Consider the following 23,502-nt stretch of genomic DNA (forward strand, 5'->3'; position numbering starts at 1 on the left):
TTTCACTATAAACATGAAAGAAAAGTAAAATTACTGATAGCTAACTTTAGGTATTTCTTTGTCAGCCGCTTTAGCAAATGCTTACAATCCCTTAATGGATATGATAGACTGAAATTATTCAACAAAGAAGAGCGAAACGGTGGATACGCTATGACTGGCAGTTCACAGTATCCATTTCATATAAGAATAAATTTATGATAAATGAGGTGTACAATCCTTGAAACGACAAGAGTTACAAGCTATTTATCCAAACGCCAGCTGGCACACACATCCCGCTGACAATCAAAAATATCTTTCTTTTCCAGATAAAGACGGTTTTCTTTGGATTGAAAAAGAAAAACTAACTGAAAATGAACAAGCCCTATTGAAGCTTTTAACAGCTGAAGCATCTATTGATTTAAATACAGAAAGTCTCTGGTATCAGTTTCTCTTTCAAAAAAAAGATTACAGCAAAACCGGACGTTTTCGGATTATTCAAATTCAAATCCAGTCTCCTGAGGAATTTCAGGCTGATATCTGGAAGGAACATGTTGAAGGAATTTTTTCTAACACTGAAGACTTTTTCTTTTTAACGCCTAATCAGGCCATATTAGTAGAAAAACAAACAAAATACGCGCTTTCAAAAGAAGAACTTGAAGGAATTTTTCTTACCTTAGATGATGACTTCAGCACGCTCAGCCGTTTATTTATTGGACAATTTCACGAGAGCTCAAAAGAATTTCCAAAGCTTTTTGAAGAAGAGCAGGAGATATTTAGAGAAGAGGTTCGGCTAGTTAAACGGAAAAAGGTTTTTGGAATTTCAGATGTTGCCCTTCACTATTTTACAAAAGAGGCATTGGCCAAAAGTGCTCTGACTCAATCGATGAAGGAAGAATGGCATATTGACGAAGAGATGAAGGAGATTATTCAGGCTCTCTGGACAAATCAGGGGAATCTCAGTTCAACAGCCAAAGAATTGTTTATGCACCGTAACACCCTTCAATATCGTCTGGAGAAATTCCAGGAACAAACTGGGATGAATTTAAAAAATACGGATGAGTTAATTCTCTGCTTCCTGCTGCTAAACGACTAGCGCAGATCAGAGGGTTAAGAGCAGACCTGAATGCCGTTAATTCGGTTTTAGAATAGAGAGAGACTGGACTTTAGTAGGTTCCCGTCTCTCTTTTATTTTTCGTCCATGAGGAATATTCCAGTAGTTTATAGCCCTTTATTCCCTTCGTTTTTTGCGCCAAACTATTGTCCTGAAAAACGCTTTCGGCAATATGCCGAAATTTCAGATTGTTTCTTGGGCAAAATACCATTGTTGCAAGACACCGCTTTCATATATACTGAACTCATCAAAATAAGAGAAAAGAGGAACTGTAATGGTAGAAATCGCTTTAAAACACGTTCATAAAAAATATGACAATGCTGAAAAATATTCAGTAACGGACTTTAATTTAGATATCGCTGACCGCGAATTTATTGTATTTGTTGGTCCTTCCGGCTGTGGAAAATCAACAACTCTTCGTATGATTGCCGGACTGGAAGATATTACTGAAGGCGACTTGGTTATTGGCGATAAGGTAATGAATGATGTTGCACCAAAAGACCGTGACATTGCCATGGTTTTCCAGAACTATGCCTTATATCCCCATATGACTGTTTTTGATAATATGGCTTTTGGTTTGAAGCTGCGTAAATATGATAAGGAAGAAATCAGAAAGCGTGTGGAAAATGCTGCAGACATTTTAGGTTTGACAGAATATTTGAAACGTAAACCAGCTGCCTTATCTGGTGGTCAGCGTCAGCGTGTGGCATTGGGACGTGCCATCGTTCGTGATGCAAAAGTCTTCCTGATGGATGAACCACTATCAAACTTAGATGCAAAATTACGTGTTGCCATGCGTGCAGAAATCGCTAAGCTTCACCGCCGTTTAGAAACTACAACTATCTATGTAACCCATGACCAAACCGAAGCGATGACGATGGCAGATAGAATTGTCATTATGAAAGATGGCTTTGTACAGCAAATTGGTTCTCCTAAAGAGGTTTATGACACACCGAATAATGTCTTTGTCGCTGGATTTATCGGTTCTCCAGCTATGAACTTCTTCAACGTAACACTAAATAATGGTGTTATCAGTGATGGTAAAGACTTTAATTTGACACTTCCAGAAGGTCAAAATAAAATGCTTGTTCAAAAAGGCTACGAAGGAAAAGAAGTTGTCTTTGGGATTCGTCCGGAAGATATCCACAGCGAACCAATTGCTTTGGAGGCTGCTCCTGAAACTGTTGTCCGCTCAGAAATCGTTGTATCCGAGCTTCTAGGTGCAGAAACAATGCTGTATACAAAAGTTGGTAATCATGAATTTGTATCCAAAGTTGATGCGCGTGAACTGCACACCCCAGGTGAAATGATTAATCTGGCATTCAACCTTAATAAGAGTCATTTCTTTGATAAATCAACAGAAGAAGTGATTAAATTACCATAGTAAAATTAAAAAAGGGTGTGATATTTGTCAATTTGACAGTGTCACACCCTTTTATGATTGATAGATTCTACAAGAATTTGGCGTCCGTCTAGTAGAAAAGCCTTTATGTCATCCACCATTGAAATTTCAGCATGACAATACCCATGGAAGTATAAAACTATTCTCAGCTGCATTTCTAGACTGGTGCTAATTTATAACAGTAATTTTCTTCAGCAGCTTTTCTATTCGCTTTTTTTGTGCAGTGGTAAGCTCCGGCTTCCTTTTTTCTAAAACGTCAATAAATAGATGCTTATTATGGCTAGATATACAGAGAGCTACTCTCTCACTATGCTGTGCCACTTCTTTCGGACGACAGGTCGATAAATGAGTGAGCAGCAAAGGAAACAGCTCTTTCTCATATTCTTTGTTCACCTTACACAGCTTAGCAAAAACGGATATGCTGTTATCAACAGTAATTACACTGCCATTTTCATAGGCATACAGGACTTTATCAATTTGTTGGTGGATAGCCTCTGCCTTCTCCTCGGCTATAGTAGCAAGTGCGGTCATAGCTCCCCAAACCAAACGATTATTTTTGCTAGCCAAGCAATCTAATAACTCAGATACGTAGGCTGTAATTAACGATGGATTTTGCTCACCGACTTCATACAAAACCTTGATACAATCATTTGCAATGGCCTTTTTCTGCTTCAATCCCTGAACGATTTCAAAAATTCCCTTATCATCCTGATTCTGCACTAATAGCTTTGCTACCTCTACATTTTGAGTTTCGGTCTGTTGATTCAAATTCGATGCTAATTTTTCTATATACATAGTAACCGCCTTTCTACTATTTAATGTATTCTAAGTCAGTAAATTATTGGAAATAGATAAGATAAATAACATTAAATTAATGATTTTTCTATCTCATACGTTCAATGCAGATGCTCTAATCACATCAGGGTGCTCAGCTCTTCTATTGCACTTTGCGTTCCAAAAGGACGTACTGTGACTTATCCTCAATAAATTCACCCCAGTAGCGTTCAGTCACTTTGCCGCTTTGAATAAAAACACCTACACTTGCGGCTCCTCGACGATAGAGCTCTTCCATGATTTCATGAGCAATCCCCAGGCCAACACCTAAATGACTATTTAACACGCCCAAATATGAGAGAATATAGCGCTTCGCTTTTTTCTTTGTCCGCAGAAAGCGAAAGAGCTTGACTGGCGTCATCCTGCCATAGAAGGAATTACCATAATCAGGGATACCGATAAAGAATGCAACCGGCTGTCCTTTATAATAAGCCATTTTTACCATCGATAAATCTAAAACGATTTTGTACCTCGCAAAATAGGCCTGAAAATCTTCTTGAGAAATCTCCTTGAACACTGGAAAATCAGCATACAGCTCAATCAGCAGCTGATAGACCTCGCCAATTACCTGCTCCCACTCCTGTTTTCTCGGCGAAACAATCTGATACCCCTGCTTTATCAGCCGTTGATTGGCACGCAGGTAAGAGCTGGGCTGCTGATTTTTCATCATAGCAGGATAGCTATTTGAAACATACCTCTCCGTAATTTCAAATTGATTCTCCAAAAAGTAATCCAGATAATACGCATGATGATAAGGTTCTGTGATGTAGGGGGCCCGTTCAAAGTGGTTTGTTTTTAACCGGTAGCGAACCCAAAAGGAGCAGTCGACAGGTCCGACAAGCTTTTTTAAGCCTTCTGCTGCAGCTGTTTCAGCTGCCCAATCGAATAGCTGCCGGCTGCAGCTCTTATCTTCTATTGTTTCAAAAAAACCTAAGTACCCAGTGTGGTCATTGGGGTAGATAGTCAAGACACAACGACCGCAGACATTTCCTTGTTTGTCATAAACCAGAAGCTTCCGCAACCGGAAATAGCTGCTTAAAAGATGTGTGCCGCTTAGTAAAGCCTGTTCTTCCTCCATGTCCTGCGTCAGCTGAGCTGATGTGTAGATTTTCTTAGGCAAAGATAGAAAGTCAGTAATTTTTTCTGCTTCAGAATCAAACTCAATTAGCTGATACATTTTCTTTTCCTCCCACTAGAATCTCCCCAGTATTTCCATTCAAGGTGACTAAATCGCCAGTTTTCAGCTGACTGACTGCGTTCTTTACACCAACAACTGACGGAATCTTTAATTCTCTTGAAATAATGGCTGTATGAGAAAGAAGAGAGCCTTTTTCTGCAATAACTCCAGCTGCTTTAGCTAATAAGAAAACCCAGCCAGGATCTGTCATCTTCGTCACTAGAATTTTTCCTTCGCTGTTTGAAACCTCATGAGGGTTTTCTATAACAAGAACCTCAGCAGTTATAATCCCCTCCGAACAGGGGATTCCCCTCAAATCATCTGTTCCATCATCAATCCTTACAGAATTAATCGTCTGTGGATACTTATTAAATTCCTGTTTAGCGTATATTAATCGTGTATATGCAGGCAGCTGCTTAAACTGCTGATACTCCCGTTTCCGCTTCTCAATCCGCTCAAGAAAATTAATTTTCGGTGCTTCTTCTCTGTTTACTTCTTCAAGTTCTTCAATTGTCAGATAGAAAATATCTTCCGGCTGTTTTAAGAGACCTGTATCACTCAAGTTATGGCCCATAACTGTAAATAAGCTGCGCACCATGCCGTATAAACGGCTTCGATTCAGACGGGATATTTCCCGATTTTTTATTCCCAGCATTGCTTTGCTGCTCAGCCGTTCCAGCTTTTTTTGCTGTCGCTGACTAGTCTTCTTTTCTGCTAACAGCCGCACTGCTGTTGCTTCCGATTCTGTCAGTTTTCCCAGTAGCTTTTCTAGTATTTCAGGATTGGCTGCATAGCTCTGCAGCTCCTGAAACAGCTTGAGCGGCTTGGCTCTAAATGTGCCTGTTTCCAGCTTCAGCTCCTCCGGCGAGCGGTCGCCATATAGCTGAATGTATTCTTTAACTGCCAGAAACATTGATGTTTGAGGATTTTTCAAACCAGTTTCAGCCTGATCAGCTGTTTGTATTGAAAATAGCTCTTCGGTTTGTCCACTGTCCACAAGCTTTTGAGCAAGATGCAGAAGCGCCAGCACCGGCTTCATACTTTCCAAATCTGTAATACCGGAAATAAACTCGTTCGTCTGCTGTTCATAATTCTCACTGTTCAGCTTTTTCAACTGACGCTTAAGCAAACCTGTATAAACAAACGCATATAAATCATTCAACAATGTAATATCCCAATCTGCAAGCACCTGATCCTTGATTTCCTGATACAGTACAAAAATTTCCTGATTCGTTAGCTTTGTATGAAATCTGTTCTGAAATAATTCTTCAATTTCAATAAAGGAGCAATTCAATGCAGCCATCCCTTTGGGGATTTTTACTGCTTCACGTACAACCTGGAAATAGGTTCTCAGCCGTTTGTGCAGCGGCATAGCCACCAATCCTTGTGACGGCGCCTCCTCCGTAATTCCCAGCATTTCCTCCCATACCGGAATAATTCTACGGGACATAGGTAAGAAGCTAAGCAGCGTATACCAATTATTGAGCCTGTAATAGACACGGCCATTTACACTTGCCAACATTTCTTCAAAGATATTTTCATAGGCAGCCACAAAACGCCGGTCTGGAACACAGCGCAAAGCCAATCCGCGAAACACACCGAAATAAGCCTGTTTAATAAAAGAAAAGGTTAACGGCAATGTGATTCCCGGATAACTCTCGACAATATTGCTGTTGTCTAATACTATTGGGAAGTCTTTTCCGAATGTTGTAATCGGACGAAGCTGCAGCAGATAAAATTGTTGATTAGAGCAAGTAAATTCTATATCCAGCTCCTGCCCCATTGTTTTTTTTAGTTCCTGCCCAAGCATAATTAATTCTTGAACAGCTGCTTCCTCCAGAAGGGGACCTTCTGCCTGCTGTTCATAATAATACAGCTGATCTGTCGTTTGATAGTAATAGCTAGTTGTATCCACACGATCTTCGACCACTAGATTTCCGGTCCCTTTTCCTACAACGAGTACTGATTCATTCAGCAATCCCTGCGGATTTGCCGTAAACAAAATACCAGAATATTCTCCCGGCACCATCACCTGAATGATGACGTTTACTGAAAAAATCATTGCTTCCAGCTGATAGGCTCTCTCCCTCATATAGCTGAGTACATTTGGCTGAAACTGAGAAACAATACATTGAACGACTGCCTCCGGAATCTCCTGTTCAGCAAGTGAAAGGAAGGAAGCAAACTGACCGGCAAAGGAATCCTCTGTTCCATCTTCTATCATGCCGGATGAACGAACTGCAAATAGAGACTCACCTGGAAAGCGTTTAGAAATCAATTTCGGTAGGTCGTCTAGAATAGCAGTTTCTGACAGCGCTTCTCGAACAATATCCTGAAGCTGTCTACTCGTCTCTTGTAGTGAAGCTGCCGATTCATAATCTATACAGCCAATCAGTCTGCGAATTTTTTCAAATGTTTTTTCCGTGATGCTCTTTTGAAACAGTTCAGCTGAAAGACAACATAAATCGGGTACTCTGTAGCCCATCTTCTGGAGCTGAAAAAGACGTGCAGCTTTTCCGCCAACCTGATGCTCCTGATAGTTTTGATAATCAATTAACATACTCATAAGCGGCCCAGTAGAAGATATCCGATTACTACAAGTATCATCATCGTTTCCAGAATATACGTATAACGCTCTACCTTATCCACAATTTTAAATTGCGTCGGATCAGCAGAGAATTTCCGGCATTGAAGAGTAAACCATAATAAGTTGCCCAGAATCAACAAAACAGCAAAACGGTTTAAGCGATAGGTCAGCAGAATATTCGTTACCACATCTACTGCTGTCAAAATCAGTACAAAACGTGTCGCCTTTTTATAGCCAAAGATTCTTGAATACGTGACATACTCCGTCTCATCCTTTGGCGCACGAATCTTTCTGGAGATTTCCCAAATAAGTGCTGGAAAATATAAAGTAAGCAAAACTAGAAAACTCGTCCAGGAAACCAAAGGCAAGTCATATTTGTAGCAGGTAAAAGAAATAATGTATGCATTCATCACCAGCTGGACAGGATTGTGAGTGACAAGAGCCAGCAGTAAATTTGGCTGAATCTTGCTCTTTTGAAAGAACCAGAGCGACATCAGGGTGCCGTAAATAAACAAGAACGCAAAAAACGGCAGATTGTTCATCCAGATGATGTTGCTGACAACCGCAATAACAATCACTACTACAGCAACCTTGATTAAATCCTGTTTATATACCCTTCCCGACGGCAGCGCCCGATGAGGGAACAGCCTCTGATCAGTTTCATAATCCTTGAAGTCATCAGCAATTCTTAAAATCATTAGAAAAATAAAAATTGTTAGACTGCCGACAATTTCGCCCATGCCAATGGCCAACTGTTCGACCTTTACACCATAGTTCAGCAGCAATAAAAAATAAATCTCGAAAAACATGATAACCCCGACAAATAATCTGGGAATCAGCGGGAACATTTCTTTATAATACGTATTTAATCTAGATAACATTTTTCCCAACTCCAATCTTTTCACCTAATTTTACGGTACATTCTACTCCTCTTTGTGTCCATTGCCATAGCTCCGAATCAACCGTTATCTGTCCTTCTTTGAACAAAAGAATAATTGTTGAGCCGCCATAGCTGAAATAACCTTTTTCTTCCCCGCGGGAAAAGTTTTTTTTCGAATGATTCGTTATGCGCCCAACCAAAAGGGCACCAACCTCTACTTGAACAACCTCGCCAAAATTCTCTGTCGCCAGTACTGTCCATACCCGACTGTTCTCAGCATATACTTCATGAGCAGCTAAGGAGATGGGACTAACTGTGTGCAGCCGCCCTTTGACCTTTTGACTTTCCTTCGTCCGTCCTTCATCGATATAGCAGTAGCGGTGATAATCAGTTACTGTTAGACGAAAAACCAGACAACAGCCCTTGCGGTATTTTTCAGCCAATTGGTCATTTTTCAGCAACGACTGTACCGAATACTGACTATTTTTTACTGTAAATGTCAAATCATCAGTAATAGGATACGCCATTAATCGGGCATCTGCCGGCGCACAAAGCTCTGCCGGCTGTGGGCTGAAGCCTCTAGCTTCCGGTTTGATCCGCCGTGTAAAAAAAGCATCGAAATTTGGATAGTCTTCTTCCTGAAACTCACTCATATCAATTTGGTAGCGTTCAATAAATGGCAGAATTTTCTTTTTTGAACGACGGCTTTTTACCGAAAACGCATAGAATCTTGAGAACAACGGTGTTGAGATAAACAGCTTTAGCAAAATTCGACCGGAAAGTGTCCCGTATAAAAACTTTAGCAGCCCCGCCTGATATTGTCTTTCCTCACGAAGCTGTTTATGCTGTCGGTCATAAATTTGGATTTTATCGCCAGCATTCATGATACAGCGCCTCTAAAGGTTAGAATAAAATACGAAACAAGCACCGCCAACACAGCAAAAAATATATACGCTGCTCCTCGCGGCTTTGGAATTTTTACGTCCAAGACAAATAGAACACCAACACACAAGAACGCCAGAGAACACAGCATATCTCGCAAATCAGGCATAAGCCAACTGCTGATTAACCAAACAAGTGGAAAAATTAGTGCACTGTACGTAACAGGCAGTCCTTGAAAGAAGCTAGGTCTTTCAGTCTCAGAGGCAGTCTTTGCCATTACGTTAAAATGCGCCAGCCGGGTAATTGCTGCTAATGAATAGAAACCAAAAAGAGGAATATGCCACCAAGCATTCAGCCCTGCCATATAAAATAAAACGATAGGAAAGGCCGCAAAATTAATCATATCCCCCAACGAATCAATTTCAACACCAAAGCTTTTTTCATACTCATTTCTTTTAAAGATTGCTGCAAAGCGCCCGTCAAACAAATCACAGATTCCCGCAGCAATCAGGCAAATCAAACTATACTGAATCGCTCCCTTGATTGCCTGAACCATACCAACGATAGATAAAATAATTCCAATATAAGTAATTAACACCGTCTTATTATAACTTCCAATCAACATTGTGTGATACTCCTTTTTAATTATCAAGTATGCGAATTTCTCCTGTTCCTCCATTGATTTCCAGAAGCATACCTGTTTCTATTTTTTGCGTTGCTTCTTTGGCACATACGATACAGGGTACGCCATATTCACGAGCACAAATTGCTGCATGGCACAGGACACCGCCTGTTTCTGTCACAATTCCTTTCAGAATAGCAAATTTACTGGTCCAGCCTGTATCTGTAAACCGGGTAACCAAAATCTCGCCAATCTGCAGCTGATTCATAGATGCAGTATCTTTGATGACACGAGCCCTGCCAGTGACGATTCCCTGATTACAGCCCACTCCTGCAAGTCCATCTCTATCCAGCTGTTTCTCTTCATGAGCTTCTTTCTGATAAACGGAACCGATGTCTCCTGCTGGCTGAAACTGTCGAAAAGAAAGATAGTACGAGCGACCTATTTCCAGATAGTCCTGCAGCTCTTCTTCGCTAATCTTTCCATCAAGAAAGCGAATGATTTCTTCTGTCCTTAAATACCAAATATCCTCCGGCTGTTGAAGTATTCCTTTAACCGTCAAGCTTTCTGCCAGCTTCAGTGTGTATTGGCGAATCAATGCATAATAACGAGTAGAAAAATCCTTGAACTCTTCCCGCCACCACAACAGTGTCCGAATTTGTGTTATTTTTTTGGTCAGCCTTTTCATTTTTCCTGCAGATACTTTTTGAGTCAGTTTTTCTTTTATTGACAGATACGCTTGATATTGCTGCTGATTCGTTGTCTTTGGCGAAAAAGCTTCATCCAGCTGCAACAGGTTTTGAATCTGCTGAACGACAGGCAGCGGCTGCTCCTCATAGGAGGGATAGGCAATATTCAATTCCCGCTCTGAATGATAGCCAAAGGTCAACAAATATTCTGTTACTCGATTTTTTCCCGGAAAATCGCCATCCTTCTGCAAATCGGCAGCGATTTCTTCAGCCGATTCCTGCTGCCAGTATTCCAGAATCGCAGCATCTGCCAGTATTTCTCTGCTGATTGTCCACATGCTCTGATAAGGAAGTGTGTGGGAAATTTCTGAAAGCCCCCCAAGCAGCAGCAAGTATTCCTGATAGTTTAAATATTTCAGCATCTGATCCTTGAATAGCGTCTGCTGTACAGTGTTTAAGTACACCTGCTGAAAATAAGTGACTTCGCTAAATATATAGGTTTCTTCTACTAATTTTTTCCACGTATTGAACAGCTCAGCCTCGTCTTGTATTTCCAGCTTTTCCCGAAAGTCATTGTAAGCCTCCAACAGCTGCTTCCGTTTTTTTGGGGCCTCTTTTAGACAACGGCTAACTTTTCCTTTTTGAGCAATAGCCATACGGATAATCGGCCACAGCAACCCCAGCTGTAAACCAGTCTTCTGACCCGCTCCTGAATAACTTATTTTTATCCCCAACTCATTGTCGAAATCCTTTTCAACATACCCGGGAAATTTTGCCATCGCCTGTTTGACTACTCCTACATTCCAATAAGGGCGTCCATAGCTAAACCGCAGCAGATTCGAAAATTCTTCCTGCTTAAATATTTTACCTGTAACTAAAAAATCTCCCAGCGCCAAATCCCAGACAGAATGATATAGACTCCACATAAAGGGGGTGCAAACCTCAGAAGAAACACCGCCGTCCTGAAAATTGGCGGTTGTCCACTGTCCATGAATTCCTTCAAAGGAATACGAAGTAATCGGTCGAACCTGTAAAAAATGCAGCTGTCCGTCTTTAAGTGCGAATTCAATGTCGCAAGGGTAGCCAAGCCAGCGCTGAACAGCTAGAAAACGGGTGATACACGCCTCCAACTGCATACGTTCCGTTGGTTCTTCCGGACCAGTCAGCCACTCCTTCATCTTCCAGTCATACCGATAAGCAGTTGCGGTGACAAAGCCCCCCACCAGCTGGTCTCCTCTGCCAGCAGCAATCTCCAACACCAATGTTTGATCATTTCCAGTTACCGGATCAAGGGTGAAAGCAACGCCACTGTAGTCAGCAGCGATATATTCCTGAATAATCACAGCCATCGACAGCTCAGAAGCTGCCATTTCCCGATTCAGCAGGTAGCTGAGATTTTCCACACTGAACATCGACTGGTAACACGCCTTGATGCTTGCTAAGACAGCCTCAACACCTTGGATTTCAAGAAAGCTTTCATATTGTCCTGCAAAGCTGGCTGCTTCCAAGTCCTCTTTAATCCCGCTGCTTCTTACAGCATAAGCTGTTTGCTCATCAAGAAATTGCTCTAACTCATCGATGAATGACGTGGAAAAATGAATCAATTGAAGCTGCTGCTGAATAGTCCTACTAATCTCTTCGATGTTGGCAGCAGACAACTGCTCAAGCTGCTGTCGAAGCTGTTGATCAATCCCGTTTTCTTTTATTGTTTTCTCGTATACTGACTGCTCCACAATGATACCTTTAGGAACAGAAAATCCCTGTCGGGTCAACTGGCTCAGCATCGCCCCTTTGGCGCCAGCCTTTTTCTTGTCTACGTTTTGCTCTATCTTTTTTATCATATCGGTCGCCCTCAAAAAATATTCTTTCTTAGATGTAATTTGTAAAGAATCACATTGATTCCTATGTGTGTGAATCCGCCCAAAATGACAAACAAGCTATAAAAAGCTGCGCTCATCGGATACACAAGGGTTAACACCCAAACACAGCCTAACAGGGAATCTATTTGGTCTAATAGAAAGAACAACAACTGAACTTGCCCTTTTGCCGGTTTACCAGGACGAATTCCTGCTCTTCTCTTTAAAAAGCTGTTGGGCAGCTCACAGATTGCATAGGCTGCGCCAAAAGCCAGACCCATTAACAGATTATACGGTACTTGATTTGCATGATACGTATATAAATAATTATGGGCTTCTAAATAGGGAAGCAGCTGATTAAACCAACCCCAGACAAGACCACTGACACTTCCCCAAAGCAGATAACCGCCAAAGCCTTTCCAGGTTTTATTCTCTCCGAACAACCGCTGCCCATCCTTTAATACTTTGCCCTGATCGATTGGTACAGCAGCGTTTTTAAGAATGCTGCTTTTGCACCAGACCATATTTAAAATGCCGGCAAGAATAACCGGCATCAGGGTTATATACATTTGTAAAACAACAACCATGTTTTTCTCCTTTTTTTTGTGATGGCTCAATTTTATCATATCTTAGAGTACTCCACCAAATGTCCGGAAATCTGTGATTACTGCTGAAAACAGCTATTATTTTTTAAATTGGTCAAACTGACGAAAATCAGCGCTTCTTCTTGTGCACTCTACCATTGCCCCTAGACAACGCTTTCATATATACTCAATTCAGTTAGTAATTACGTGTTATCTTGGCTTTAATAACTTTGGGTCCCCTAGACCCTTTCGCTTCGGCGGAGGGTCTGTTTTTAAGTAAATGACGGCAGGCAGCTCGTCTTTTCGGTTGAAAAGATGAGCTGCTTGTTTTTTCTTATCATCAGCAAGAGAAGAAAAAGGGTGATAAGCGGTACATGATTTGCAGTAACCAGCTTTTTCCATAGATATAAAAATCTTGAACGCATTCCTAACTCTATCCCGATACCATAACCTAGAGAAATGTCTTCATCATTTTTAGTTGGAACAAAAAAAGGGTTTGGGACAACGAACTGTCTCCAAACCCTAAAATCGAATAAACGGTGTTCCAGTCGTCCGTGCTTCGACGTTATCAACGTAGTGAGAACCTTAGATAAGCGTGTAGGAACTTAACACTTTACTAAAGTACTAAACGTTAAAGCTCTCGGAAATAAATCGAACCATTTCTAGCTGTTTCTCAAGTTAGAACACTTCTGTCACGCCTTCTCTTTGCCGCCATTTTTCATTAATCCTGGAACAGGCAGTCTTTAGCTACAGTCTATTATAGCCTTGTTTCTCTGACTATAATTCCTCTCCATTTGTTTCAATTACTTTTTTATACCAATAGTAGCTGTCTTTTTTATAACGTGTCAATGAGCCGTCCTGCGTTTCATCCTGATCCACATAAACAAACCCGTAGCGTTTTTGATAGCCATTCAGCCAGCTCAACAAATCAGTATAAGACCATGTGCAATAACCAAGAACGGTCGCTCCATCTGTGATGGCTTCCTGAATGGCACTTACGTGCTGTTTCAAATAGTCGATACGGTATTCATCATGAATAGCCTTATCTTCAGTCAGCTGGTCATATTCACCTAAACCATTCTCAGTAATCAGAATTGGCATCCGGTAACGGCTGGTTAATCGTCTCAAACCAATACGCAATCCTTGAGGATCAATTTCCCAATCCCAGTTTGTTCGTTCAACGAATGGATTTTCTACCCGCTTAAACACGCCAGGTGTTCCAGATTCTTCTGTAGAGCCTTTCTTGCCGGTAGTGTTCATTTTACCCATACCTACACCATCCAGCGGATTAAAGGCTACTGTACTCGTTTGATAATAATTGATGCCGATAAAATCTGGTTTTCCTGCTTTCAGCAGCTCAATATCCCCAGCTTCAATCTCAGGTGCTACGCCCTGTTCAGCCAAATATTTCAAAGCAGCAATTGGATATTCACCAAACACATAGACATCCAGCCAAAGATGAGCATTTAAATCCTCGGCGTCCTCTGAAGCCAGCACATTTTTAGGATCGCTGTTTATCGAATAGTTTGGACCATAAGCAAAGCTCGGTCCAATCATACCCGGCATTTTCAGCTCATGGAATTTACTGATAACTGCTGCATTTGCCAAATTTGCATAGTGGTTCGCCTGATACATCCGTTTAGGATCTTGAACTGCCGGCGGATGACTTGCCATTAGATAACCATGTGTGATAAAAATATTCTGTTCATTCAAACTAACCCAATACTTCACCTTGCCTCTGAAGGCTTCAAATAGAACAGCAGCGTAAGCAGTAAAATCCTCTACAATTTTGCGGGATTCCCAACCCATATATTCATCCTGCAGTGCTTTCGGCAAGTCCCAATGATACAACGTCAATACAGGTTCAATCTCATTTTCCAGCAGCTCATCTACTAAATCAATATAAAACTGCAGACCTGCCTGATTGACTTCTCCCCGACCTTCAGGAAAAATCCGTGTCCATGCTACTGAAAAGCGGTAGGCCTTTAGCCCCTGCTCCTTCATTAAGGCAACATCTTCTTTATAACGGTTGTAATGATCAACAGCCACATCTCCATTTGTGCCTTTAAATGTTTTCCCGGGAATTCGGACAAATTCATCCCAGACAGAAACCCCTTTACCATCGGCTTCCCATGCGCCTTCTACCTGATAGGCAGCTGAAGCTGAGCCCCATAAAAAATCTGTTGGAAATTGATCGAGTTGTTTGTGTTCCACTTACTTGTCCTCCAGTCAGTTGTTTACTCTTTATTCAAATCGAAGGTCAGTTCAGTATTCGTCAGTTCCCCTTGTAAGATTCGTTCTCCTTCATGGATATACACTGTATTATTACCAGATAAGCCTGTGGTCCGAACAACAACAGCTGCTCCTGCTCTGTTTACTTCAATGCTGCCGGCAGCTGCTCCGCTACTGTCCACAAGCTCTTGACTGTGTGTTCCCTCAGATAATTGATAACAATGGATAGCTACTGAATCTGTATAGTCATAAACAACACTCTTCTGATCCTTGCGACCTGTTACCAAAATTGTATCTTCTTTCACCCAGACTGGCAAATGTAAATAGTCATAAGTTTCATTTCGCCACTGACCATTTTCTGATACAACACACAGCTCATTCGTTAACAGCTGCGTCCAACGTCCTTCCGGCAGGTAATAATCCACTTCACCTGTTTCAGTAAACACTGGCGCCACAAGCAGTGAATCCCCAAGAAAATATTGTTTGTCTACAAAATAAGCATTTCTATCCTGTGTATACTCCATGAATAACGGACGCATCATCGGCACGCCGCTTTGAGCAGTATAAACCGCCTGCTGATAGAGATAAGGCATTAAGCTTAATTTTAGTTTAGTAAACGTTCTAGTGACCTCAACTGCTTCTTCATCGTACAGCCAAGGAACTCTGTATTGAATATTGCCATGATAGCGGCTATGAGTAGATAAAAGTCCAAACTGTGTCCATCGTTTGTAAATATCCGCTGAAGCATTTTCTTCAAATCCGCCAATATCATGACTCCAAAAACCAAAGCCAGACAACAGGAACGACAACCCGCCTCTCAGTGTTTCTGTCATTGAGACATATTCTGAAAGGTTATCACCACCCCAATGTACAGGGAATTTTTGGGAGCCGACAGTTCCAGAACGAGCAAAAAGGACGGCTTCATTTTTCCCGCGCTGCTCCTCTAATAAAGAAAAGACGGCTTCATTATATAGATAGCTATAGTAATTATGTGCTTTTTTAGGATCCGATCCGTCAAAATAGACGGCATCTGTCGGAATTCGTTCACCAAAGTCTGTCTTAAAGGAGTCCACTCCCAGCTCCAGCAACTCTGACAAATAGCCTTGATACCACTTCACCGCTTCTGGATTCGTAAAGTCTACGATGCCTTGACCGGCCTGCCACATATCCCATTGCCAAACATTTCCATCTGCTTGCTTCAAAAAGTAGCCATTTTTCCTGCCTTCTTCAAAAAGTGGTGATTTTTGTCCGATATACGGATTAATCCAGACACAAACCTTGATTCCTTTTTCATGAATACGCTGAATCATCCCCTTTGGATCTGGAAACAGCTCATCATCCCATTTGAAATTGCACCACTCAAAGGCCTTCATCCAAAAACAGTCAAAGTGAAAGACTTCCAGCGGAATCCCGCGTTCCAGCATCCCGTCAATAAATGACATGACAGTTTTTTCACTGTAGTCTGTTGTGAAGGATGTAGACAGCCACAAGCCAAAGGACCAAGCCGGCGGCAATGATGGCTTCCCAGTTAGACTGGTATATTTTTCAAGAATGTCTTTTGGTGTAGGTCCGTAAATAATTATATATTCCAAGCTTTGCCCTTCTACACTGAACTGCGCCCGTGAAACATTTTCTGAAGCTATTTCAAAAGAAACCTGCTCAGGATGATTGACAAAAATTCCGTAGCCGTTGCTGCTCATATAAAAAGGAATATTCTTATATGCCTGTTCGCTGCCTGTTCCGCCGTCTTCATTCCAAATATCAATGGTCTGTCCATTTTTAATAAATGGCGTAAAGCGCTCACCTAAACCATAAATCAGCTCATCAATTCCCAAAGAGAGCTGTTCTCTCATATAATGAGTGCCGTCTTTATAAGTGATTTCTCCTTGTGCACCGAATTTCGACTCAGTCAACAGCCTCTCTTCTCCCAAAAAGCGTAACTGAAACTTATCTGATAAGACAGCTTCTGCTTTGATAGAACCCGATTTAAAGCTAATCTTTCCATCTGTTTTTTCAATTACCGGCTGAACATCAGCTGTCTCTAATGTAAATTCCGGACCTGGATTGTTCTGCTCATGATGGACAATTTTTACAGAAATCATATCTTCGCGCGGACTCGTGAGCGTAATCGTGCTCATTCCCATATTCAAAGTATCGCCACGCTGCTCGATTTTTTTATATGGAGCGTACAAAATCAATTGCTTTTCTTTTTCCTGATAGGTAAAAATTTCCTTTGGTGATTGAATTGTATACCCCTCTTTTGTCATCCAATAGCCATTTGTAAATTTCATGGTTGCCCTCCTATTTTACGGCACCGTCCGAAATGCCTTTAATAATATATTTTTGTAGAAACACATAGAGAATAATGATTGGAATAATCGCAATAAATAGGGCTGCCAGCGCCAAATGCCACTGCTTAGAATATTGACCAAAGAAATAGAACATTTTCAGTGGAATCGTGTACATACCTTCTTTATTAATAACTAGAGACGGCAATAGATAGTCATTCCAGAACCAGATTGAGTTCAGTACAATAACAGTTACAGTTGTCGGTTTCAGTAATGGCAGAATAATATGCCAGTAAATCTGAAAACGCGAAGCACCATCAATAGTCGCTGCTTCATCCAATGATTGAGGAATTCCTCTTAGGGCGCCAAAGTAAAGAAAGATTGCCATACTGCTCGCCAAGCCTAGATACATAATAACCAGTCCTGGCCGATTTAACATATTGGCTTTTCCAAAAAATGAAACCAATGGAATCATAATCGCCTGGAATGGGATTAACAAGCCAATCGCAATCACAAAATATAAGCCGTTGCTAAGCTTACTTTTATTTCTTGAAAGGGCATAGGCTGCCATTGACGTACAAATGACAATTACAAAAAGCGACACTGCTGTAATTATTACTGAATTAAGCGCACTTTGAAAGAAATCCAGCTTCTCAAAAGCAATTGGATAGTTTTCTGTTGTAAACTGTTCCGGAACATTCAAAGTGTTTTTGAATATCTCAGATTTTGTCTTAAATGAGTTCACTACAATCAGATAAAAAGGGTACAGCCAGGCAAGCATCAAACAGATCCCTAGAATCTTAATCAACAATGCTTTTCTCTTTTTCTGTTTGATCATAGGTCTACCTCCCGTTTTCTAGTGATACTGATTTGAACAATAGAGATTATAGTAATAATAATCAGGAATATCACAGCCTTTGCTTGTGCATACCCCATATTTCGAACTGCAAATGCTTCGTTGACAATATTCATTGCTACCATCTGTGTAGAATCAAACGGTCCTCCCGCGGTCAATGCTAGATTCTGATCGTAAATTTTAAATGCATTGGATAGTGTCAGAAATAAGCTAACGGTAAATGCCGGGGCAAGCATCGGAAACTTAATCTTCCAGAAAGTTTGCCACGATGTAGCGCCGTCAATTTCCGCCGCTTCAATCATTTCATCTGGAATGTTATTAATAAATGAAATGTAGATAATCATAATGTAGCCGCTCATTTGCCAGACAAAGAGGATAACTAAACCCCAAAAGCCTGTATTAGTCGTGGAGAGCCAGCCTTTAAAAAACTCTATCCCTGTTGCATCTCCAATTGCCGCAAACGCTTTAATAAAAATGAATTGCCAAATAAAACCTAGTATAATCCCACCGATTAGATTCGGCATAAAAAACACTGTACGGAAAACATTATTCAGCTTATCTGCTTTTTGAGTCACCAGTAGTGCCAGTCCCAGTCCAATAATATTTACAAGAACAATCGCAACTACAGAAAATTTGGTTGTAAACCAAATGCTATTTAGAAAACGTTCGTCCTGAAATGCCCTTATATAGTTCTCGATGCCTAAAAATTGGTCAATTTTTATGCCATTCCAATCAGTCATTGAATAGTAAACACCTGTTAATAGCGGTATAAACAACACTACAGCTATCCCCAACAGACTAGGCGCTAGAAATAGCCAGAAGCTTTTTGATCGATTACTCATTATGCAAATCCTCCTCCCGATGCCTATCAATTATTTTTAGTAAGCTGAGCTGTAAAAAACAATGTTCTTTCACAACAGCCCAGTTTACTTAAAATACTAGGCAAACAATTTTACCGAAAAATCAGTTCTTTTCTCTTATTCTCTAGCTAAGCAATCGCTTTTATTATTTACGATCCTCTGCCCAGGCTTCCTTGCCTTTGGTCATCAAATCATCCCATGAGAGATCGCCATTTAGATATTTCTGAAATTCTGGATAAAACTGAGTTTGAGAGTAACCATCTGGGTATTGATTGTGAACCCACGGAACCGTTTTACCCTCAGATACATAGTTGAAAATATCCCGAGATGTTGCATCCTTCAAACTGTCTGAAGAGAAGTTAGTATAAGCAGGAATAAATTCCATTTCATCGGTAATGACTTTCATCGCCGCTTCATCTGTATACATCCACTCCAAAAATTCTTTACTTGCTTCTACAACCTTTTCATCTTTATTTTTATTTACGCCCCAATACCAAGGCGCTCCTGCAGCTATCTTTCCATCTGACTCATCCTTCACATAAAGCGGTAAAATTCCCAATTTATTTTCTACAATTTCTGGGTCTAAACTGTTTAAGGTAGGAATAATCCAATTTCCCTGATGAACGATAGCGACTTGGTCGTTGGCAAAATCTTCTTCTACCGATGTGCTGTAATCTAAAGATAAAATGGGCTGAACATTATATTTGTTAATTAAATCTGTATATTGTTTGAACTGATCACTGTATGAAAAATCAATTGCTTTCGCTTCATACACCTTTTGTACATCATCGTCAAACTCAGGTGCTGTAAAATGAGAACTGTATTGACTGACCACCCAGAATTCTTTTGCACTAAATCCAAAAACAGCTTTCATATCTAAATCGTCTTTTTTGCTGTCAAGCTTTTTCACTGCCGCTTCAAAATCACTGTATGATTTGATTGCATCCACATCAACGCCGGCTTTTTTAAATAGCTCCTTGTTGATTAGAAAGCCATAGCCCTCGATATTCATCGGCAGACCATATACTTTCCCATCTCTTGTCGCACCATCCAAAGTTCCTTCAATAGCTGTATCCGCCAGCTTCGTATCTGTTAAATCGGCTAGACTATCTCCCCATTTATCAACATCTGCTAAACCGCCTAGAAGGAAAACACTTGGCTCATCACCGGAAGAAAATTTAGATTGTAAGGCTGCATTCGCATCTTGTCCGCCGCCTACAGTCGTAACATTGATTTTTACTCCTTCATGACTTTCTTCATATTTCTTTGCCAGCTCGTCTAACTGATCCTTTGTCTCCACTTTAATATTGAAGACATCAATGGTCGTTGTATCTCCGCTGGAACTAGATCCGCCATTCCCACAAGCACCTAATAGCAAACCCGCAGCAGCTAACACAATAGTAGAAAAAATCTTTCTTCGTTTCATTTCGTCTCTCTCCTCTTTGTTATACTAGATAATCATTGAAACGGGACTTAACATACTCCAAATGACTGGACAGCATTTCAATCTCATCATGTTCCAGAGCATAGGAAGTAAGGGTTTCCAAATCTTCGTTGTCAGCAACAATCCTTGCGCCTACTCCTTCTGTATAAGACGCATAACGTTCCTCTTTCAATTTATCGAAGAAACGGTCTTCTTTTAATTTTGCAGCGGCTTTCAACCCGCGAGCAAATGTATCCATACCAGCAATATGAGCTAGAAGCAAATCCTCCATCGCAAAAGACGAGCGGCGAACTTTTGAATCAAAGTTAATTCCCCCTGGCGCTATTCCCCCATTTTCCAAAATTTCATACATCGCAAGCGTAGTATCATAAATATTTGTTGGAAACTCATCTGTATCCCAGCCTAAAAGCATATCTCCCTGATTGGCATCAATAGATCCTAGAGCATCATAACAACGGGCAACAGTCAGCTCATGCTCAAAGGTGTGACCTGCCAAAGTCGCATGATTGGCTTCTAAATTTAGTTTAAAATCATTTTCTAAATCATACTTTTGAATGAATGCCATCGTTGTTGCAGCATCAAAATCATATTGATGTTTTGTTGGTTCTTTTGGCTTTGGCTCAATCAGAAATTGAACCTTATGACCAATTTTTTCTGCATAAGAAACAGCCATTTTAAATAAGCGGGCAATATTATCCTGTTCAAACTTCATATTTGTATTTAACAAAGATTCATATCCCTCACGACCACCCCAAAAGACATAATTCTCGCCACCTAGCTTTTTGCTAATATCCAATCCTTTTTTCACCTGAGCTGCTGAATAGGCAAAGACTTCAGCATTATTAGATGAAGCCGCCCCGTTGACAAAGCGAGGATGAGAAAACATATTTGCGGTATTCCACAACAACTTAATCCCTGTCTGATCCATCTTTTCCTTAATCAAATCAGTAATTTCATCTATATTGCGGAAGAACTCTTCTAATGAGTCGCCCTCCGGCGCAATATCCACATCGTGAAAACAGAAATACTCCACATCCAATTTAGTCAAAAGTTCAAAAAATGCTGCTACTCTGTTTTTAGCCGTCTCCATTGCTGTTTCAGCCGTCCAATCCCGTTGATTGACTGGTTTTCCGAATGGGTCAGAGCCATCTTGAGTCATCGTATGCCAGTAGGCAATCGCAAAGCGCAGCTGTTCTTTCATCGTTTTGCCTAATACCTTTTCCTCTGGATTATAGTGACGGAAAGCAAACATATTTTCTGTTGTTGGTCCTTCGTAACCTACTTTGTCTACCTGTGGAAAGTAACTCATTAACAGATTCCTCCTAAAAATAGCTTGATTTTAGTTAGTTAGCAAGTTAAACTAACTTACATAAAGAATATTAAATCATTGAAAATAAGTTGTCAAGCGCTTTCAAAAATTTTAATATTAACTAAACGAGGTGAACCCATATGATATCTAACAAATATAAGATACGCGAACAAAATGAATCTTTGATTTTAAAAGGAATAATCGATCATAAAAATATTTCCCGTGCTGAGCTGTCTTCTTTAACCGGATTAAATAAAGCTTCTGTCTCATCTATCACCAAAGGACTTTTGGATGATGGTTTAATTTTCGAGACAGGTATCGGCTCTGCTGGTACTCAAGGAGGACGAAAACCGATTATGCTGCAGTTTAACCCCAAAGTAGCGGCAGCTCTTTCTTTTGATATCGGAATTGATTATTTAAAAGGAACACTTGCTTATTTAAACGGTGAAGAAATTACGTTTATTGAAAAAAAACGATTGAACGTTTCAGCAAAAACAGTCATTGCTCTTTTAAAAGAGACCATTACTGCTATTCAAAAAGAAAATCCTGAGGTCTGCTCAACAATTATTGGGATGACCATAGGGATTCATGGGGTGGTTCATAATCATCAAGTCATTTTCACTCCTTACTACGATTTGGATACAATTGATTTACACAAACAGCTTTCCAAAAGCTTTGATTTTCCAATTTTCATCGAAAACGAAGCAAACTTAGCAGCGCTTGGAGAATATGCATTTTCTGATAGTTCTGAGAGTCTGGTAAGCTTAAGCATTCACAGCGGAGTCGGCGGTGGTGTCGTGAACTCCGGGCTCGTTCAAAAAGGGCATCATGGTACAGCTGGAGAAATCGGACACTCTATACTCTTTCCAGATGGAAAAGCCTGCCCGTGCGGTAACAACGGCTGTCTGGAGCAGTATGCTTCCAATACGGTACTTTATGAACAAATTGCTGAAAAAAAACAGCTGGATTATGTAGACAGTGCAGTGGTTCAGTCTTTAATAGACGACTCAGAAATCCAAACCAGGCTGGAACAAAATGCGTTTTGGCTGGCAGTCGGTATTAACAATACTGTAGCACTCTATGACCCTGAGGTTGTTATCATTAACAGCTCAATCTATCGGAAAATTCCATCTTTGTTGACAAAGGTTCGAGATCACTTAACTAGTCGCTTTACGAAGGATATTCGCGTTGAAAATAGTACCTTGGGTAGTCAAGCTCCTTTGTACGGCGGTATCGCACTCTGCTGTCAAAATTTTTTAAACATCCAGCGATTGAAGCTCAAGCATGTTTAAATCGATTTAGCCTCAAAAAGACAATTAGTTTGATCAACTACGCCTATTTTTTTACTAGCACATGTCTGAAAAATAGAGTGGTTTCCGAATGTTTCAGACATGCTTATGGAATTAAGAAAGAAGACACCGCCTATGTGAGACATAAGTGCGTTTTTCTGCCGACAGGTTCCGTAACAATCTCAGAAATATTTACCGCTAGCGTTTTCAGACAGGCTCTAAAAAAATTGATTACGCCATACTTCCTCCTTGGAGAGTCAAGTTAGAACATTACAAAAGTTGTTGTCATTACTTTCAACAGTTCGTGATTCTCTGCTATCTCAAAGCATGAAGTGTGCCCTAAAAGTTGTACGTAGATTACACAGCTATTTAGGAACAGTCCCCATGCTCTCATAGCTACTCAATACTGGATGTGTCCCTGCTCCAACGTTTTTTCGGATTTCATGTGGGTTGAGATAGGTCTCATTGAGTAATGTCCCATTCACCTAAAAGAGCATTTACAAAATAACATTACTTGTTTTTTTTAGCAGCGATGACACCCATCCGTCATGGCTCTTTTTTTCTATTTCAAAAATTCGTAAAAGCGACCAAACGTAGGAAATTCAACCTTTCAAGTGTAGA

General features: G+C 40.6%; 17 protein-coding genes. 3 read left to right on the plus strand and 14 right to left on the minus strand.

Going from position 1 to position 23,502, the window contains the following annotated elements; all coding sequences use genetic code 11:
* The first annotated feature begins 217 nt into the window (after positions 1–217).
* Both ACPWSO_RS05660 and ACPWSO_RS05665 read left to right on the plus strand, forming a co-directional pair.
* Complete coding sequence (locus tag ACPWSO_RS05660) at positions 218–1,072, plus strand: helix-turn-helix domain-containing protein (protein WP_426081879.1); 855 nt, start codon at positions 218–220, stop codon at positions 1,070–1,072.
* Positions 1,073–1,364: 292 nt separating this feature from the next.
* A complete protein-coding gene (locus ACPWSO_RS05665) occupies positions 1,365–2,474 on the plus strand; it encodes an ABC transporter ATP-binding protein (protein ID WP_426081880.1) in 1,110 nt (369 codons plus the stop codon).
* Positions 2,475–2,660: 186 nt separating this feature from the next.
* Here ACPWSO_RS05665 and ACPWSO_RS05670 read toward each other — a convergent pair whose 3' ends face one another.
* The 14 genes from ACPWSO_RS05670 to xylA all read right to left on the minus strand — a co-directional run bounded on the left by ACPWSO_RS05670 (position 2,661) and on the right by xylA (position 21,592).
* Positions 2,661–3,287, minus strand: a complete 627-nt coding sequence (locus ACPWSO_RS05670) for a hypothetical protein (RefSeq protein ID WP_426081881.1) — start codon at positions 3,285–3,287, stop codon at positions 2,661–2,663.
* Positions 3,288–3,429: 142 nt separating this feature from the next.
* A complete protein-coding gene (locus ACPWSO_RS05675; protein WP_426081882.1) occupies positions 3,430–4,503 on the minus strand; it encodes a hypothetical protein in 1,074 nt (357 codons plus the stop codon).
* Positions 4,487–7,069, minus strand: a complete 2,583-nt coding sequence (locus ACPWSO_RS05680; RefSeq protein ID WP_426081883.1) for a phosphoenolpyruvate synthase — start codon at positions 7,067–7,069, stop codon at positions 4,487–4,489. The genes ACPWSO_RS05675 and ACPWSO_RS05680 overlap by 17 nt, the downstream gene beginning before the upstream one ends.
* Complete coding sequence (locus tag ACPWSO_RS05685) at positions 7,066–7,971, minus strand: prenyltransferase (protein WP_426081884.1); 906 nt, start codon at positions 7,969–7,971, stop codon at positions 7,066–7,068. The genes ACPWSO_RS05680 and ACPWSO_RS05685 overlap by 4 nt, the downstream gene beginning before the upstream one ends.
* On the minus strand, positions 7,961–8,854 hold the full coding sequence (locus ACPWSO_RS05690) for a phosphatidylserine decarboxylase (RefSeq protein WP_426081885.1): 894 nt from the start codon (positions 8,852–8,854) through the stop codon (positions 7,961–7,963). The genes ACPWSO_RS05685 and ACPWSO_RS05690 overlap by 11 nt, the downstream gene beginning before the upstream one ends.
* Positions 8,851–9,477, minus strand: coding sequence for a CDP-alcohol phosphatidyltransferase family protein (locus tag ACPWSO_RS05695; RefSeq protein WP_426081886.1), 627 nt, complete (start codon positions 9,475–9,477; stop codon positions 8,851–8,853). Before ACPWSO_RS05695 ends, ACPWSO_RS05690 begins: the two co-directional genes overlap by 4 nt.
* A gap of 16 nt (positions 9,478–9,493) precedes the next feature.
* On the minus strand, positions 9,494–12,004 hold the full coding sequence (locus ACPWSO_RS05700; RefSeq protein ID WP_426081887.1) for a PEP/pyruvate-binding domain-containing protein: 2,511 nt from the start codon (positions 12,002–12,004) through the stop codon (positions 9,494–9,496).
* 11 nt (positions 12,005–12,015) lie between these two features.
* Positions 12,016–12,645 (minus strand): CDP-archaeol synthase, encoded by a 630-nt coding sequence (locus ACPWSO_RS05705; protein ID WP_426081889.1) that lies wholly within the window; start codon positions 12,643–12,645, stop codon positions 12,016–12,018.
* 735 nt (positions 12,646–13,380) lie between these two features.
* A complete protein-coding gene (locus tag ACPWSO_RS05710) occupies positions 13,381–14,817 on the minus strand; it encodes a glycoside hydrolase family 1 protein (protein WP_426081890.1) in 1,437 nt (478 codons plus the stop codon).
* Between the two features lie 23 nt (positions 14,818–14,840).
* Entirely contained in the window at positions 14,841–17,126 is a 2,286-nt protein-coding gene (yicI, locus tag ACPWSO_RS05715; RefSeq protein ID WP_426081891.1) for an alpha-xylosidase, read from the minus strand.
* Positions 17,127–17,136: 10 nt separating this feature from the next.
* On the minus strand, positions 17,137–17,961 hold the full coding sequence (locus tag ACPWSO_RS05720; RefSeq protein WP_426081892.1) for a carbohydrate ABC transporter permease: 825 nt from the start codon (positions 17,959–17,961) through the stop codon (positions 17,137–17,139).
* Positions 17,958–18,821, minus strand: a complete 864-nt coding sequence (locus ACPWSO_RS05725) for a carbohydrate ABC transporter permease (RefSeq protein WP_426081894.1) — start codon at positions 18,819–18,821, stop codon at positions 17,958–17,960. The genes ACPWSO_RS05720 and ACPWSO_RS05725 overlap by 4 nt, the downstream gene beginning before the upstream one ends.
* A 163-nt stretch (positions 18,822–18,984) precedes the next feature.
* Positions 18,985–20,265 carry an ABC transporter substrate-binding protein gene (locus tag ACPWSO_RS05730; RefSeq protein WP_426081895.1) on the minus strand — a complete coding sequence of 427 codons (1,281 nt, stop codon included), beginning with the start codon at positions 20,263–20,265 and terminating at the stop codon, positions 18,985–18,987.
* 19 nt (positions 20,266–20,284) lie between these two features.
* On the minus strand, positions 20,285–21,592 hold the full coding sequence (xylA, locus tag ACPWSO_RS05735) for a xylose isomerase (protein WP_426081896.1): 1,308 nt from the start codon (positions 21,590–21,592) through the stop codon (positions 20,285–20,287).
* A 140-nt stretch (positions 21,593–21,732) separates the two neighbouring features.
* Here xylA and ACPWSO_RS05740 point away from each other — a divergent pair, with 140 nt between their 5' ends.
* Positions 21,733–22,884, plus strand: coding sequence for an ROK family protein (locus tag ACPWSO_RS05740; protein ID WP_426081897.1), 1,152 nt, complete (start codon positions 21,733–21,735; stop codon positions 22,882–22,884).
* Positions 22,885–23,502 lie beyond the last annotated feature (618 nt).

The organism is Enterococcus sp. LJL51, from assembly GCF_049894025.1.
GTDB lineage: Bacteria > Bacillota > Bacilli > Lactobacillales > Enterococcaceae > Enterococcus_L.